The organism is Priestia sp. YIM B13491 (genome assembly GCF_042787605.1).
Classification (GTDB): domain Bacteria; phylum Bacillota; class Bacilli; order Bacillales; family Bacillaceae_H; genus Priestia; species Priestia megaterium_E.
In genome coordinates, this window is sequence record NZ_JBHZOR010000002.1 from 419,293 (window position 1) to 435,089 (window position 15,797).

The following is a 15,797-nucleotide window of genomic DNA, read 5'->3' on the forward strand; positions in this document are numbered from 1 at the left end:
TTATTCATAATTGGATGTTTTATAATATATTTTTGATTAACTTGTATAAAGAAATTTTTTATCTATTTACTTTTATATTCTTTATGTGTATTTCCTCTAAAAACCTCTACTGTAGCAGCGGTCTCTGAATTAATGCCTTCACGAATAAAAACTTTCTTAATTGTAAAAAATATAATTGTAATATCTAGCAAGAAACTCAAATTTTCTACATACCGTACATCTAAATCAAATTTTTCTTCCCAGCTAATAGTATTCCTACCATTAACTTGAGCTAGGCCAGACAAGCCAGGCCTCACTTCATGACGACGTTTCTGATGTTTATTATACAGAGGCAAGTACTGAACTAATAAAGGTCGAGGCCCGACAAGTGACATATCACCCTTAAGAATATTAAACAACTCAGGCAATTCATCAAGCGAGGTCGATCTCAAAAATTTCCCAAACTTAGTAAGCCGCACATCATCTGGTAGCAGTTCTCCATCCGCTCCTTTTGCATCAGTCATGGTTCGAAATTTATACATTAGAAATATCTTTTCATTCATTCCAGGTCGTTTTTGTTTAAATAAAATTGGACTTCCTAGCTTTACTCTTACAAGAAAAGCTACTATTAAAAATACAAAGCTTAAACCAATAATTGCAATTAAAGATAATACAATATCTAATAATCTCTTTATATACTTTCTATAAATACCATTGCCATTTGGACCCTGCATCATTCATACCACAACTTCTTGATGATACTCACTACTCTCTCTAGGTCATCAGAGGTCATTTTCGTATCACTCGGCAGACACACACCGTTTTCAAATAGTTTTTCTGCTATTCCGCTACCAACATAGTCATACTTTTCAAAGAATGGCTGCATATGCATTGGTTTCCAAACAGGTCTTGATTCAATATTCTCTTTTTCCAATGCTTCCATAACATCAAGAGGTCTCACTTTACCGTTCAAAGTCATACTGCTTAACCAATAGTTCGGTTGATCCCATTCATTGCTAGGCATAAACTCTATTCCTTCAAGAATCTCTAATTGCGCTTTATAATAAGAGAAAATTTCTCTTTTTTTCTCTACTCGTTGATCTAAGACTTTTAACTGACCTCGACCAATTCCGGCAACAACATTGCTCATACGATAATTAAAACCTAATTCACTATGCTGATAATGTCTTGCTTGGTCACGGCTCTGTGTAGCCCAGAAACGAGCCTTTGAGATTTTTTCTTCATTGTTTGAGACAAGCATTCCCCCGCCAGAAGTTGTGATAATTTTATTTCCATTAAAAGAGAAGATACCATAGTCCCCGAAGGTACCTGTATGCTTTCCTTTATAATAAGTTCCTAGACTTTCAGCTGCATCTTCAATTAAGGGAACATTATATTTTGTACAAAGCTCTGTAATTCTATCCATATCAGCTGATAGTCCATAAAGGTGCACAATAATCACGGCTTTTACATTAGGGTACTTTGTAAAAGCTTCTTCTAATGCTTTTGGACACATATTCCATGTTTCTTTATTGCTATCAATAAAAACAGGTGTAGCATTTTGATAGATTATTGGATTTGCTGTAGCTGAGAAAGTAAGCGTTGGACAAAAAACAACATCTCCCGCTTCTACTCCAGTTGCTTTTAAAGCTAAATGAATAGCTGCTGTTCCCGATGATAAAGCTGCTGCTGATTTTGAACCGACTTTAGTCGCTAACTCTTCTTCAAACTTGTTTACATTTTCTCCAAGAGGAGCAATCCAGTTTGTATCAAAAGCTTCTTTTACATATTCCATCTCATATCCTTCTTCACTCATATGAGGAGAAGAAAGGAAAATTCTATCTTGCATATTAAGGACTTCCTTCCTTTATAAGGTGTTTTCTATTTCGTTTTACGATATCGCAATTAATAAAGCTATTTCTTTATAACTGCCGGTACACCCGCTACTAGAACATTGCTTGGTATATCTTTAGTTACAACTGCCCCAGCTGCTATAACAGAATCACAACCAATATTAATATTATTTATAATAGAAGCTCCAATACAAATCCACGTTCGCTCCCCGACTTTTACAGTACCACCAAGATGAGTACCAGGAGATGCATGAACACCATCTTGTAATATGCAGTCATGGTCAATTGTAGAAGCTGTATTAATGATACAGCTTCTACCAATTCTCGCATCTGGATTTATTACTGATCCTGCCATTATTACAGTTCCTTCTTCTATAGAACTTTTCACACTTACTGTACTAGAGGGATGAATAAGAATTGGTATTTTAAAATCCTGTTGAATTAATTTTTTTGTCCATTTAAGCCTAGCAGCATTGCTACCGATAGCTACAAATGCATATTCATATTCGCTCCTTAGTGCAGGTAAATCAGCTAGTTTACCTACTATAGAAATTCCTATTACTTCTGAGACATCTTCTCTATCATCTAGAAAACTGATCTCTTCCCACTGTCTCATGAGTTGCGCAATTTCAGATACTACTTTCCCATGACCGCCTGCACCTAAGATTAAAAGTTTCGCCACAGTATTCTACTCCTTACCTTATTAAAGATGAAACTGCTTCCTTCTATAAAATAAAAACAATTTAATTCATACTTTGTACAAGTAAACTTTTACGATTATTTGCTAAATTCAATACATAATCACGCGTATACTCTGTATCATAAACTTCATAATTATTAACTAATGTTGTAACTCGAGAAAAATCTACTTCTACCGATTTTCCAATAAAAATCTTAGGGAAAATTGCCTCATCGTGTACTTCATCTTTCCCTAGAAGCTCTTCGTACATTTTCTCTCCAGGTCGAATTCCTGCATACTTAATTCCAATTTCTTCTTCCGTATATCCTGAAAGATTGATTAGATTCTTAGCTAGGTCCACAATTTTAACAGGCTCACCCATATCTAATACAAAAATTTCTCCTCCACGAGCAAGCGTCCCTGCTTGCATAACCAGCCTAGAAGCTTCTGGAATGGTCATAAAATATCTGGTCATATCAGGATGAGTAACTGTAAGAGGGCCGCCTGTTTGAATCTGCTTTTTAAATAAAGGAATTACACTACCGCGACTTCCTAGAACATTTCCAAAACGAACAGCTACAAATTTTGTCTGGCTATGCTTATTTAATTCTTGAATTACCATTTCTGCAATTCGTTTAGTAGACCCCATGACATTTGTAGGATTAACTGCTTTATCAGACGAAATCAGTACAAAGTTACGGACCGAAAATGTGTCAGCGGCTTCTGCTACATTCTTTGTACCAATTACATTATTTTTCACAGCTTCTTTAGGGTTATATTCCATTAGAGGGACATGCTTATGAGCTGCAGCATGGTAAACTACATCCGGTTTATGTGTATCCATTACTTCAAAGATACGGTCTCTATCCTGAACATCGGCTATAACAGGTAAAATTTCAATAGTAGTTTGATATTTCTGACGCAACTCCATATCGATGGTGTAAATACTGTTTTCTCCATGACCTAATAAAATAATTTTTCTAGGATTAAACTTACAGATTTGACGACAAATCTCAGACCCTATCGAACCTCCAGCACCCGTTACTAAAACGGTTTTACCGCCAATTGTTTCTAAAATGCCTGCATGATCAAGCTCCACAGGTTCTCTTCCCAGTAAATCTTCAACTTTTACGTCTTTAAATTGATTAACAGATACTTTTCCTAGCATAATATCTTCAATTTTAGGCATAATTTGTGTTTTAGCCTGAGTTTTTGCGCATTCGTTATATATTTCTTTTAACTCACTTGCCTTTAAAGATGGAATAGCAATAATAACATAGTGAACGTTAAACCGTTTAACCGCATCTTGTATGACTTCTTTTCCACCTAACACGGGTAATCCCATAATCTCCAATTTATGTTTTTTTACATCATCATCTATAAAAGCTACAGGATAAAGCTTACTTTCATGATTGGTTTTTAACTGCCTTGCTATCATGGTACCTGCTGATCCTGCTCCTATAATAAGCGTGCGTTTGTAATCAGCTATGTTTTTCTTTTTAAAATATGTGTTTCTGAAGATAATCCATACATAGCGAGAGCCACCAATTAATAAAATATGTAGCAGCCAAGCAATAAATAATGTTCTAAAATAAATGTCTTGGAAGAATACTAGTTGTATAATAGCAGTAGCTACAACGGAGAATGTTACAGATTTAAAAATAGCCCACAGTTCACCAATACTTGCGTATTGCCATGCTTTCTTATAAAGGTGAAACACATTGGCTAGTACATGGTGTGCTATAAATAAGCTGACAGAACTAACAAGCAGTGTTTTCGTAGTGAAAATTTGAAAATAAGGATGTAAAATAAAATAACTAACGTATACAGATCCTAATACAATAATGGAGTCCAGTAGCATTAAAAGAGACATTCTCTTTTTATAATTCAAGTTCTATCACCTTTCTTACTTTATATTTTTAAATTGACGGTTATCTCTTAAGATTTAACCTGCTGTCATTCGCTGAATCCTCCATTCTTGCTCTAATAGTTTGATTGAGTAATTTTTGTATATACAACAACTGCTCAAGAGTTGAATTCTCTTTAATATACCTAACTGTTTTTTTTACACTTTTCGGCAAAGTATCAAATTCGTTTATGTTCACCTAATCACTTCTTTCAAAAAAAACAATTTATACACATTTAATAGACAAGTATTTTCCATACTTGTCTATTAAATGTGTATAATAAATAGGGCATCAAACCCTTCCTCACACCGCGCTATTGACAACTCTAGTGTCTAAGGTGATATTGCTTATTTTCACCCACAGCGTAGCCGAGTACCTCCTTTGTTAATGATAAGGAGACATCACCGTTTTTTATAATTTTAATAAGACCTAATTTAAGTCTTATTTACTAGTTGCGATTTCACTGACAATGTTAAAAACGCTAATAAACATTACTTTAGTCTTGTATCAAAAATAATACTATCATAACAAATTATTCTTGAATATGAAATTTTTTGTCTTTTTTTGTCGAAGTGATTGATACAAGCGTAAAATGTCGTAATCACTGCCTAAAAAGGACTTTTCTTGTCACTAATTATTTTTCATATATTTCCTTTCACTCAGTTATTACTATTTAATAGATTCCAAACAAAGATACCATTAAGCTCATCTATAATGATTGAAAAAATTTATGTACGTTTCTTGCAATTGCATTTAAATTTCTTTATGATTATTTTTATGATTTTAAAAAATTCAGGAAAAGAGTTTCCCATTATGCTAAAACGTATTCTTTTAATCTTTTTAATTTTATCTATTTCAAAGTTCTCACACACTCCGCATTTGCTAGTCACCGATCCTTCTACTTGGACAAACTCTTCTGTATGGGATCACAACGCGACACTTTGGTCTATATTAAGACCTGGAAGTGAATTCTATACGTCTTATACATATGGATTTGACTTAGAGTTTATTTTGCGTAAAATCGCTCACCTTTCATTTTTCGGATTTCTTGGTTTGCTTTTTTACTGGAATTTAAAAAACCAGAAGTACCGTCATTTAAAAGCGTGGTGCTGTCTGGCTGCCTTTGCATTTGTAGATGAGATTCATCAAGCTTTTATTATTGGACGAGACGGTCGTATTGTAGATGTAATGATTGATTCATCAGGAGCTGCCATTATGTTATTTCTATTGTTTTTATTGCAACGGAATAAACTGACAGCTAAATAGTTTGCAAGATAAAAAGCAGAAGGAGCCCTTCTGCTTTTTTTGTCTTATTTGTTATACTTCAACACCAATTTCCTTCATAATTTTTGTCGTGCTTCCTTCCAAGTTAAAACACTCCACGTATTGATTTAACGAACGTTTAATTCGATTAATAACAAAGCGTTCTCCGTCAATATTGCATTGTCGTAAATTATGAAATAACGTTTGAATTTCAGCTTTTACTTCTCCATGGTTAAATGCATAGTGACCGGCAATATCTAAAATTTTATCAGTGAGCTCTTTTTGCTGGAAAATATCTTCGATTTGTAGCTCGCGCTGATCCCCTACCATCCATTTTCTCCATCTTTCACTTTTAATCGCTTGAAGCGTTAAGACGTATTCAACATTTGATTTGTGTTCGATGAGTCCATCTTGAGCGAGCTGTTCTTCTACTTTAGCTAATTCAATATACGCACGCGTTTCTTCCGTTCCGAACTGTGGAGCAACGTTTGTCGCAGTAATGCCAAGCGGCAAATGCTGCAGCAAAATATGATCATCAATATAATCTCCGTTATGTTCTTTTAGACCTACTCCATACTGTTTAGCGATGCTTGCTAGCTCTTGGGCATTTTTAGAATTAAATGTCCCTACATTTTCTGTCATTTTTACAAGCGTTCCTGTTTGACCTACAATAAAGGTTGGAGTAGGCAGCTGTCGTTTCGTTAGCTCACTGTTTAATGTTTGAATAAATGTTTCATAGGTTTCTCTTGAAGTTAACCCCCCGTTTGTCTCTTCTGTTCCTACTTCGTAGCCAATTTCAGCTAATCCCAATCGTTTTCGTTCACTTTCACAGTACTGAATTAATTCAATTGTACGACTCAGCACACTTTCCATCGGAACAACTTTTCCCATTTCATAAGGATCTTTTGTTGGATCAATATGAAGCAAATCAAATCCGTTAATCAAATCTTCTAAGTATGACTGCTTACCTAACTGCATTGCCAGTTCTTCTGCTAAATGATCATTTCTTTCATTGTCTCTCTGCCACGGGCCGCCGTGATCTCGGCACGTGTAATATAAGCCGTCAAACCCTGTTTCAGCTGCTGTTTCAGCAATCGTTTGAGTAAACGTTCTTTGATTCCAGTTACACACGTAGCCTCCGCCTAGTTCTGTTGCATCTACTTGATTGCGGCTAGCGATAAATAATAGCGGAAAATCTTTTTCTTTTCCTAATTCAAAACAAGCTTTTAATAACGTTTTAGACATTGGTCCAATTCCCAGAAGCGTAACCGCCTCCCCTTTGTCTTGCATGTTGAGCATTACTTTTACCACTTCGTTAATGTTTACTTTTTGCATGATACTTCCTCCTTTTATGGTTAACACCCCTTTAAAATGGAACGAACAATATGTATACACATATTGTTCATTCGAGGGATTGCTATTGACTTTTAGACGCTGATGCTTTGTTGATCCATCGGTTCTTCTTCAGGCACTTCTTTTGTTACATCTTTCTTTAAAGCATTAACCATGACGGCTGTCACGACTGTTCCTGCTAAAATAGCTCCTATATACCAAAGCTTATGATCGACAACCAATAAAACAATTGGCCCTCCGTGTGGTGCATGGTCAGTTACTTTAGCAAGGGCGCCAATGACGGCTCCTGTGGCAGATCCTACCATGATAGAAGGCAGCACTCGAAAAGGATCGGCTGCGGCAAACGGAATGGCTCCTTCTGTAATACCTATCATTCCCATGGCAAGAGCTGCTTTTCCCGCTTGTCTTTCTTGATCGTTATACTTCTTCTTGCTTAATAAGGTAGCCAGTCCTAAACCAAGAGGAGGAGTACAAATTGCTATTGCAATAATTCCCATAATGGTATACACGCCTTCTGCCATCATTCCAAAAGCAAACATGCAGGCTACTTTATTAATAGGACCTCCCATATCAAATGCAATCATGCATCCTAAAATAACCGCTAATAAAATTAAACTTGACCCATTCATTTGTTTTAACGTTTCCGTCATAGCTGTCATAAAATAACCAATCGGCTTGGCTAATAAATAGATGTATCCTAAACCAATTACGAGTGAACTGGTAATCGGAATGATAAAAATAGGCATGATTGGCCGAAGCATAGTGGGCACTCGCCAGGTTTTTACCCACTGAACAAAACAGCCCGCTAAAAATCCTAAAACAATTGCTCCGAGAAATCCTGCTTTTACTTCACTGTCACCAATCGGTGTGTTAGCAATGTATCCAACAATCATCCCCGGTACAAGACCAGGCTTACCCGCAATCGAGTAAGCAATATACCCTGCCAAAACCGGAACCATCATCGTAAATCCAGCTGTACCAATACTTAAGATGTTATTCATTAAAGGGTTGGTGACTTCCATTCCATTTTCCCCGGGTGTTCCTGTAGCTAACGCAGCTGCTATGCAAATGCCGCCCACTACAACCGCTGGAATCATGTAGGAAACACCCGTCATTAAATGATTTTTTAGGATTTTAAAAAACTCTTTCATAGCACCACTCTCCCGCTTCCATTTATACTTCTTGCGTCATAAGCTTTTCTGCTTGTTCCAATACTTTCTGAGGGTTGGAAATGGCTTCTGCTACTCCTACTTTTAATATCTTTTTACCGGTAAACCTTTCTTCTCGTTCAATGGCGCAGCCTATAGCTAAAATAACAACGTCCGCTGATTCAATCTGTTTTTTCTTTAGTTCATTTTCAATGCCCATTGCTCCTTGCGTTTCAATCATTACTTTATGTCCTAATTTCTTTCCAGCCTTTTCTAAAGCAGATTGAGCCATATATGTGTGTGCAATTCCTGTCGGACAAGCTGTAATTCCTACAATATTCATGTTTATTCCTCCTCAAATTTTATAGTGCTATTGCTTTAAGTGTTGAACATACTTCTCTTACACCAGGAGCGTGAATTAACTCTTCGCGGAATTCTTCATCCATAAGCTCCCGGCTAATATTAGCTAAAATTTTCAAATGGACATCCCCGCTTTGAGCTAAAGGAACGCCTATTAAGAAAATCAATTTCACTTCTTTATCTTCGTCTTCATCCCATTCAACTTGCTCGCTTACTCTCCCAAATACAATGAATGGCTCGACTACTTGATCAGACTTTCCGTGCGGGATAGCGATTGAATATCCAATAGCCGTAGAGAACTCTTCCTCTCTTTTTAAGACGCTATCAATATACTTATCGATTGATTTGATTTTCCCAGACGAATAAGCTAAATGTCCGAGCTCTTTAATGATGTCTAATTTATCTTTGGATTTTAAATCAAGTGCTACTAAGCTTTCACTAATAACCATTACATCCCCTCTCCCAACAGCATCATTACTTCTTCTGCCGTTGTACATTCTGTTAATCTAGTAAGAGTATTCTCAGAATCAAAGATACTGTACAGATCTGTAAGTATATCTTTGACAACAATTTGTTCACCAAATTTTAAAGCAAGTAGAAAGATAATCTTCACTTCTCCTTCTTCCCAGTCCAACGCATTTGAGCACGTGGCAATAATAATTTTAGAACGCTCTACGTACTGATCTTCTCCGTGAGGGATCGCTACTGAATTTCCAAGTGAAGTAGAAGCTATGTTTTCACGTTGAACAACTGATTGCTTAAAACCTTCCTTCACGTATCCTTTGCTTTGAAGCTGGTGACATAAATAATCAATTAGCTGTTCTTTATCTGTAAAATACACCTGAGGAAAAATCAACTGCGGATCTAGCATTTTAAATAAATTGGTACATGTTATACTTGCTTCTTTTTTCGAAAATGTATCTTCCCAAAAAAAGTTATTAATATTTTTAATGTCCACTTCACTTACGAGCGAAGAGATCGTAATGACCGGCTTCACTTCAATATGTAAAGGAACGGTTGAAATAATAAAATCAATATTGCTTAAATCAAAGTGAGATAATCTGCCTAAGGAGATAACTTCTGCTATTTCCAGCTGAGGGATGAGCCTCTTGATTCGATTTGCAATTAGCTGAGATGTGCCAATACCTCCGGGGCAGACGACAATAGCTCTTTTTAGCCCTACGCATCTTTCAATTGCTGCTTGAAAATGAAGCGTTACATATCCAATTTCATCTTCATTTACTTTTACATTCAATTTTCTTTCGATGATGGAACAAACAAGCCACGTCATGCCAAATGTTGCGGAATACTGATGTTTGATTTCTTCTAGAAGCGGGTTTTTGATGTTAATTTGATATTTCAAGCGGTTAACCATCGGTTTAATATGCATGAGCAGACCTGTGTACAGCTCTTTGTCACCTTGCAGATTCAGATTCATTACCTTGGTCGAAGTTTGAACCATCTCGTCTACTAACTCTTTTAACGAACTATCCGCGTGGTTTACAAATAGTTCAACATTACTTGGTGAAATATCTTTTTCCATACCGGAACATAATAAATACTGCTTTATATAGTGGATTTCATTTTCCGGGATACTGATATCGAAACATTCAGATATTTCTTCACTTACCTCTTTAGCAATGGTATACATTTTCAAAACGTAATCCGTTTGATGATGCAACTCTGGCTCATTAACAGCTGCTATACGCTGATGAGAGCGAACACGCTTAATCAAAATTAAAATGTGTGTAACTAAATTCAGAAAATACGTATGACTGATGCGATACTGAAGCTTTTTCTCTGCACGCTCAATGATGTGTTCTACTTGTGTGACTTCAAGGTCTTCAAACAAGTTGGATAGTCCTGAGAAAGTCGCGGCATCCAGCCTGCTGCTGGATTGAATATCGTAATCCTGCTGGTAATTTAAATTTAAAAGTTCATTTGTAATACCTGCAATTGCTCTTCGGGTACTTTCTTCATTTCCTTTTACCCTTGTGCCTTCGTGGTTTTTTACTAAAATTAAGCCATAGGGCTTTAACCATTCTTTTACTTTCTCTAAGTCTTTTACAATCGATGTTTTACTTACCATAAATTCTTCTGACAACTTTTGAAGAGAAGTCGACTGATTTGCATATAACAACTGCAGTATAATTTTCATTTTTCTTATTTTGGTTGATAGAGGATCGATTTCTTCTTTCTTTAGATCTAAATCATTTAATAGCATGAGTTTATAATCTGGTTTGGCCTTGATTTTAATTCCTACTCCAGGTTTTTTATGAAGAGTGGCGCTTCCTTTTGATAAATAGCCAGAAACTAGCTTTAAATCATTATGCACCGTGCGCTCTGAAACCTTCATTTTCTGAGAATAGAAATCTATCGTTTTGTACTCTTCTTCGCTAATGATTAATTGCAATAACTTCTTTTGTCGTGTTGTTAACATCTCCATTTCTACAAACCCCTTTTTTATAAATCATGGATTGTAACCTGTACTTAATTTTTTGTAAACGTTTTCTTGTTAGTTAAATCTTATCACCTTCTTTTGATAACGGGTATATCAATTCTTTGCAACTTCACTGTTGAAGAAAGAGCACAGAACTATGGTAGAGAGTACCTTGTAGCTTAAATAAGCCTACTTCATACAAAAAACATGGAGCGAGTGCCCCATGTTTTTTCTTAGATTTTGAATCTGGCAATCAATTCTTGCAGCTCCTCTGACATATTGGCTAAATCCATCGCCGATGAAGCGATTTCCTCCATGGAAGCAAGCTGTTCTTCCGTTGTAGCAGATACGTTTTGCGCGCCCGCTGCCGCTTCTTCAGCAATTCCATTGACTTCGTGAATCGCCTGCTGGACTTCGAGCGTATCTTTAGCTAGATTATGAATAGCGCTTCCGATTTGTTTAATTTGGTCCACTACATGCTGTACAGCTTCGTTAATTTGCATAAATGATGTACCCGCTTGTTCCACTACTGCTAGGCCTTCTTTTACTTCTTTGGTTGTGGTTGTCATCGACTGCAACGTTCGAGCTGTTTCGCTTTGAATGAGTGCAACCAGATCTTTAATTTGATGCGCTGAGTTGGATGAGCCTTCTGCTAGTTTTCGTACTTCACTTGCCACAACAGCAAAGCCTTTTCCGTGATCTCCTGCTCTTGCGGCTTCAATAGCTGCGTTCAACGCAAGCAGGTTCGTTTGATCGGCAATGGTTGTAATGACATCGTTAATTTGACTAATTTTAGCTGAGTGTTCGCTAAGGCCTTGAAAAACAGATGAGAGTTCAGTGACATTTTCGTTGATTGATTTCATTTGTTTGGCTGCTGTTTCAACGGTGGCTGTTCCGCTATTTGAAATTGCAGCCGTGTCGAGTGCTCGCTTAGTGATTTGCTCGACGTTTTCAACAACTTCTGATGTTTGGTTCGTAATGCGGTGAATAATAGTGGAGCTTTCTTGAATTTGATTCACTTGATGGTGAGATCCTGAGGCTAGTTTTTCAGTGATGCTTGAAATATGTTCAATAGCACTATTGTTTTGTTCTGCGCTCGCGCTTAGTTCTTCTGAAGAAGCGGCAACCGTTGATGAAATGTTTCCAACGGACATAATCATTTCTTTTAATCCGCTAATCATTTTATTGAATGATGCTGTCAGTAAGCCAATTTCATCTTTGGATGCGTAGGTGCCTTGCACTTGAAAATCCCCGTCTTTTGCTGTTTCCATGAGGTTTTTAATATCGTTTAACGGCTTTGTAATCATGCGTGCAATTAGAAGTCCAACGGCTATCGTAAGCAGGATAACCAATGCGCTAACGAGTAATAGGGTGGTAACGGCTGATTTTACGCTTTGCTTATTTTTTTGATAAATGCTTTTTGCTTCGTCATTATTTATCGTTTGAAGATCATCTAGCGTGTTGTTTATGGTCGTACGCAGAGTGACGATTTGTTTAGAAAAAACGTTATAGGCTTCGTCCCCTTTTTCATCTTGAGCAAGCTGTATGGCTTCACTTCTTGCTTGTGTTAAGTTACCTATATTTTCTTCGTATAGAGCCAGTTTTTCTTTTTCACTATCTAGCAAAAATGTCTTTTTATACTGTTCGATAAGCTTGTTATTTTCAGCTTCTTTTTCTTGAATTTCATCGAGACGCTTACGCTGATAGTTTTCATCTTTCGATAAAATCATTTCAAGCGTATTGGCATCGATTGCTCGGTTATTCGTACGAATTTGCCCTAACTGCCTGATTGGCTGCAGGCGGTCATTGTACATAGACTCCGAGCTGTCAGCAATTCGCTGTGTGTAAAAATAGCTGATCACGGCGACTGCAATAAGTGAAATTGTTGAAATGATAACCATGACTAGCAGCTTTCGATAGATACTCAGATTTCATAATGCCCCCATAACATTTCCCTTTTTTGCTGATGTATTCTTCTGCTTTCATTTTCACACTTCGTTATATCTATCGGTAATAGGGGGTGTTCTATCCATAGTACGCTCGTGACTTTTTATCCGCATAAAAAATAGCTTCTTATAAAAAGAAGCTGGTTTAAAAATAATTTCTCCACTTAGATTTTTGTCCCTGATACTTTCCCTGTGTTATCGACGCTTAGCTTCCAGCTTTGTCCGTCAGGAGATTTAAGGATCAGGCTGTTTCCTTGCTGAAACTCGAGGTTTCCGTACATTTTGCTTCCGGACGTTGCCACCCAAGAGGAACCGGGCATCATGGAAGACGTACCGAATATACGGTTAATTCGAAAACGCTTGTGGTCTTTTGTATATTCACTTAAAGTGATCCTCATTTTATACAGCGTATTGGCTCGCACTTCTGCTGTCACGGTGTTTCCTAAGTTGTTTTTTACGTCTTTTGCTGTTGTCCACGCGCCGTCTAGTGCTGTTAGATATTCAAATTTAATATTTTTAGGTGACTCACCCCACCCAAATGAAACGCCGGCCATATTTAGCATTTTAATTGGATTTGCAGTAAAGTCCATTTCAATCACAACGGGAGCTGAAGCCGGCACGTCGAGGTAATTCATGCTTTGTTCATCAATTAAGCTGAAGCAGTTGCTGATGCTACCTCCGTACGGGGCTTTTCCGGCCGTTTGTTTGATAGTATATTTTTTATCAGCTTGTACAAAAATATCGTCTTGATTGCCGATTATATCAGGCTTTCCTGGAAGTCCTGGCGCAAATATATTTCGGGTTTGTTCAAAAGGAGACGTAATGTCATTATACTGTCCGTTGTTTAAAATTGATGTGGATAAAAGGTTAGAGGCAAGCTGATTTCGATGTGCGATACTCGTAAATTCTACCGGCGGTTCTCCTCCGTTCATTAAATACGTATCCCAAATATGCCCTTCAAACGTATTGTAAGCACCTGAACATTTAATCGCTCGTTTCGTTTGGCTGCGGCACTGCATTTGAAAATGAACAAAGCTATTTCCTGACGTTTCATACGGCACGTCACTGATGCCGGCTACGTCAATTCCGTACTGACAGCCGTCAATCGATAAATAGCTAAAATTATTCGCGTTAATCCATGCAGGTGTATTGATGTTGGTGATTTTTTCAGTTTGCAGCAGTACGCCTCTTTCAAAGTTGCGAAGGTGTACAAAGGATACGTTCACAAAGCTGATAAAATCCCACGCTTTTTGGCAATAAAAATAAATGCCTTTTCCATTATAAGCACCTGACGTATTAATCATGCTGATGTTGCTTATCGTCGTTTTGTTTCCTGTTTCCAATTGCTGCGATCCGTGAAGATAAATGACCGAAGAGGTAAATGATGGGTCGGTCACTTCAACTGTTCCACCTGAAATGGACGCATTTTTTTGCAGCGTAAATACATGATAATTTCCCGTTACTTTAAGTTTGGTTCCGCTGTCCATTTCAAACGAAATAGACGGCTTAATCACAATGGGTGATGCGATGGCGTACGTATAGTCTCCTGTTAGTAGTACTCGTGATAATTTGTTAGCCTCTGCGTAGTCAATTGCTTGCTGTATCGCAGGTGCATCATCCGTCACGCCGTCTCTTTTCACACCAAAACAAGCGGCGTCTACTATTCTTTCTTCACTGCAGTTTTCCATTAAACTCATCTCGCTTTCTCAGCAGCTGTAAAGCATGTACTGCTTCTATTACTTTATGCGTTTTGACTACCTGTGGTTCACTGTTTCCATAGAAAAAAAGCTTCCGTGTTAGAAGCTTTTTCCGCTCATGTTTACGTATTGATTAGCAGTGGACGCAATCATTTGACTCGACGTAAAGTGCTGTTCGACTTTTTTTCTCGCTCCTTTAGCAAAACGCTGCTTTTGCTCTTGCTCGGCGTACAGCTCCGTAATTTTCTCCGCAAATGCTTCAGGTGAATAAGTCGGGATTAAATAGCCCGTGTCTCCGTCTGCTATCGCTTCTTTCACGCCTCCTACATCAATTGAAATCATCGGTGTACCAACGGCCATTGCTTCTAAAACAACCATTGGAAAGACTTCACGATGAGAAGTTAACAGAAGCATATCCATTTTTGTAATAAATGCTTCAGGGTCTTCCACTTCTCCCCATATCTTTATCTTTTCAGACAAGCCTTGCTGCTGAATAAGCTCCTGAATTCGCTGAAGGTCAGGTCCTCCTCCTCCAATATGAAACTTCATATTTTTATGATCTCGAAGCAGTGAGGCAATTTCGATAAACAGCTCGTGATTTTTTTCTTTTGAAGCTCGTGCCAACAGACCGATATGACAATTGAGTGAAGCAGATTTTTCTTTAAACACAAACTGATTCAAATCCACTCCGTTATAGATTGTTGTCACTTTGTTGCTGTTTACGCCGAGATTCATTAGCTGCTCCTGTTCAAAGCGGCTGACCGTAATCACTCCATGCACATAAGAGTTTACGAGTTTACAAAAAAAGCTTTTTGCCTTTTGTTCCAGCACCGTTACATTATGCTTTGTATAAAGTATTTTTACTTTTTTCCTCAGCATCCGATTTACGCATACTGCATACATCACCATACGCAGGCTGTTAGCATGAATGATGTCAATTTTACACGTTCGAACCTTTTTCCAAAGCACATAAAGGTTGTGGAGATGATTTTTTCTGCTTAAAGGCGTGAACCGCTTTTTATACTGAATTTTGTTGTACAGCTCTCCCATTGCAGCTGCTGTGTATACGGTAATGTCTGGATGATTCAACTGATTTTCGAGCTTGCAAAAATACGTTTCTGCTCCGCCTGTAATCAATTTATCCGTGATTAAAAGTACGTTTTTCAAGACTT

At 37.4% G+C, this 15,797-nt stretch carries 13 protein-coding genes; 1 reads left to right on the forward strand and 12 read right to left on the reverse strand.

Annotated features, from left to right (window positions below; all coding sequences use genetic code 11):
- Positions 1–62: 62 nt before the first annotated feature.
- The 4 genes from ACFX4E_RS08270 to ACFX4E_RS08285 form a co-directional block, all read right to left on the reverse strand.
- Positions 63–713, reverse strand: a complete 651-nt coding sequence (locus ACFX4E_RS08270; protein ID WP_377258371.1) for a sugar transferase — start codon at positions 711–713, stop codon at positions 63–65.
- Positions 713–1,828 carry a DegT/DnrJ/EryC1/StrS family aminotransferase gene (locus tag ACFX4E_RS08275; RefSeq protein ID WP_377258067.1) on the reverse strand — a complete coding sequence of 372 codons (1,116 nt, stop codon included), beginning with the start codon at positions 1,826–1,828 and terminating at the stop codon, positions 713–715. Before ACFX4E_RS08275 ends, ACFX4E_RS08270 begins: the two co-directional genes overlap by 1 nt.
- Before the next feature lie 65 nt (positions 1,829–1,893).
- The gene (locus tag ACFX4E_RS08280; RefSeq protein ID WP_377258070.1) at positions 1,894–2,514 is read right to left on the reverse strand and encodes an acetyltransferase; all 621 of its coding nucleotides are present in this window, start codon (positions 2,512–2,514) and stop codon (positions 1,894–1,896) included.
- A gap of 61 nt (positions 2,515–2,575) precedes the next feature.
- Positions 2,576–4,402, reverse strand: a complete 1,827-nt coding sequence (locus tag ACFX4E_RS08285) for a nucleoside-diphosphate sugar epimerase/dehydratase (protein WP_377258073.1) — start codon at positions 4,400–4,402, stop codon at positions 2,576–2,578.
- A gap of 829 nt (positions 4,403–5,231) precedes the next feature.
- Here ACFX4E_RS08285 and ACFX4E_RS08290 point away from each other — a divergent pair.
- Positions 5,232–5,684 (forward strand): VanZ family protein, encoded by a 453-nt coding sequence (locus tag ACFX4E_RS08290; protein ID WP_377258076.1) that lies wholly within the window; start codon positions 5,232–5,234, stop codon positions 5,682–5,684.
- A 51-nt stretch (positions 5,685–5,735) separates the two neighbouring features.
- Here the strand turns inward: ACFX4E_RS08290 and ACFX4E_RS08295 are convergent, their stop codons facing one another.
- The 8 genes from ACFX4E_RS08295 to ACFX4E_RS08330 all read right to left on the reverse strand — a co-directional run bounded on the left by ACFX4E_RS08295 (position 5,736) and on the right by ACFX4E_RS08330 (position 15,792).
- Positions 5,736–7,016, reverse strand: coding sequence for a class II D-tagatose-bisphosphate aldolase non-catalytic subunit (locus tag ACFX4E_RS08295; protein ID WP_377258079.1), 1,281 nt, complete (start codon positions 7,014–7,016; stop codon positions 5,736–5,738).
- Positions 7,017–7,108: 92 nt separating this feature from the next.
- A complete protein-coding gene (locus ACFX4E_RS08300) occupies positions 7,109–8,185 on the reverse strand; it encodes a PTS fructose transporter subunit IIC (protein ID WP_121944582.1) in 1,077 nt (358 codons plus the stop codon).
- Between the two features lie 22 nt (positions 8,186–8,207).
- Positions 8,208–8,525, reverse strand: a complete 318-nt coding sequence (locus tag ACFX4E_RS08305) for a PTS fructose transporter subunit IIB (protein WP_377258082.1) — start codon at positions 8,523–8,525, stop codon at positions 8,208–8,210.
- A gap of 19 nt (positions 8,526–8,544) precedes the next feature.
- The gene (locus tag ACFX4E_RS08310; RefSeq protein WP_217028504.1) at positions 8,545–8,991 is read right to left on the reverse strand and encodes a PTS sugar transporter subunit IIA; all 447 of its coding nucleotides are present in this window, start codon (positions 8,989–8,991) and stop codon (positions 8,545–8,547) included.
- Complete coding sequence (locus ACFX4E_RS08315; RefSeq protein WP_377258085.1) at positions 8,991–10,988, reverse strand: BglG family transcription antiterminator; 1,998 nt, start codon at positions 10,986–10,988, stop codon at positions 8,991–8,993. Before ACFX4E_RS08315 ends, ACFX4E_RS08310 begins: the two co-directional genes overlap by 1 nt.
- 227 nt (positions 10,989–11,215) lie before the next feature.
- Positions 11,216–12,910, reverse strand: coding sequence for a methyl-accepting chemotaxis protein (locus ACFX4E_RS08320; protein WP_377258374.1), 1,695 nt, complete (start codon positions 12,908–12,910; stop codon positions 11,216–11,218).
- Positions 12,911–13,092: 182 nt separating this feature from the next.
- Positions 13,093–14,625 (reverse strand): pectate lyase family protein, encoded by a 1,533-nt coding sequence (locus tag ACFX4E_RS08325; RefSeq protein ID WP_377258088.1) that lies wholly within the window; start codon positions 14,623–14,625, stop codon positions 13,093–13,095.
- A gap of 99 nt (positions 14,626–14,724) precedes the next feature.
- The gene (locus ACFX4E_RS08330; protein WP_377258091.1) at positions 14,725–15,792 is read right to left on the reverse strand and encodes a glycosyltransferase family 4 protein; all 1,068 of its coding nucleotides are present in this window, start codon (positions 15,790–15,792) and stop codon (positions 14,725–14,727) included.
- Between the last annotated feature and the right edge of the window lie 5 nt (positions 15,793–15,797).

Bases quoted from the DNA above. Each gene is read 5' to 3' on its own strand.
- ACFX4E_RS08270 (WP_377258371.1), bottom strand. From the start codon at position 713: ATGCAGGGTCCAAATGGCAATGGTATTTATAGAAAGTATATAAAGAGA.
- ACFX4E_RS08275 (WP_377258067.1), bottom strand. From the start codon at position 1,828: ATGCAAGATAGAATTTTCCTTTCTTCTCCTCATATGAGTGAAGAAGGA.
- ACFX4E_RS08290 (WP_377258076.1), top strand. From the start codon at position 5,232: ATGCTAAAACGTATTCTTTTAATCTTTTTAATTTTATCTATTTCAAAG.
- ACFX4E_RS08295 (WP_377258079.1), bottom strand. From the start codon at position 7,016: ATGCAAAAAGTAAACATTAACGAAGTGGTAAAAGTAATGCTCAACATG.
- ACFX4E_RS08300 (WP_121944582.1), bottom strand. From the start codon at position 8,185: ATGAAAGAGTTTTTTAAAATCCTAAAAAATCATTTAATGACGGGTGTT.
- ACFX4E_RS08305 (WP_377258082.1), bottom strand. From the start codon at position 8,525: ATGAATATTGTAGGAATTACAGCTTGTCCGACAGGAATTGCACACACA.
- ACFX4E_RS08310 (WP_217028504.1), bottom strand. From the start codon at position 8,991: ATGGTTATTAGTGAAAGCTTAGTAGCACTTGATTTAAAATCCAAAGAT.
- ACFX4E_RS08315 (WP_377258085.1), bottom strand. From the start codon at position 10,988: ATGGAGATGTTAACAACACGACAAAAGAAGTTATTGCAATTAATCATT.
- ACFX4E_RS08325 (WP_377258088.1), bottom strand. From the start codon at position 14,625: ATGAGTTTAATGGAAAACTGCAGTGAAGAAAGAATAGTAGACGCCGCT.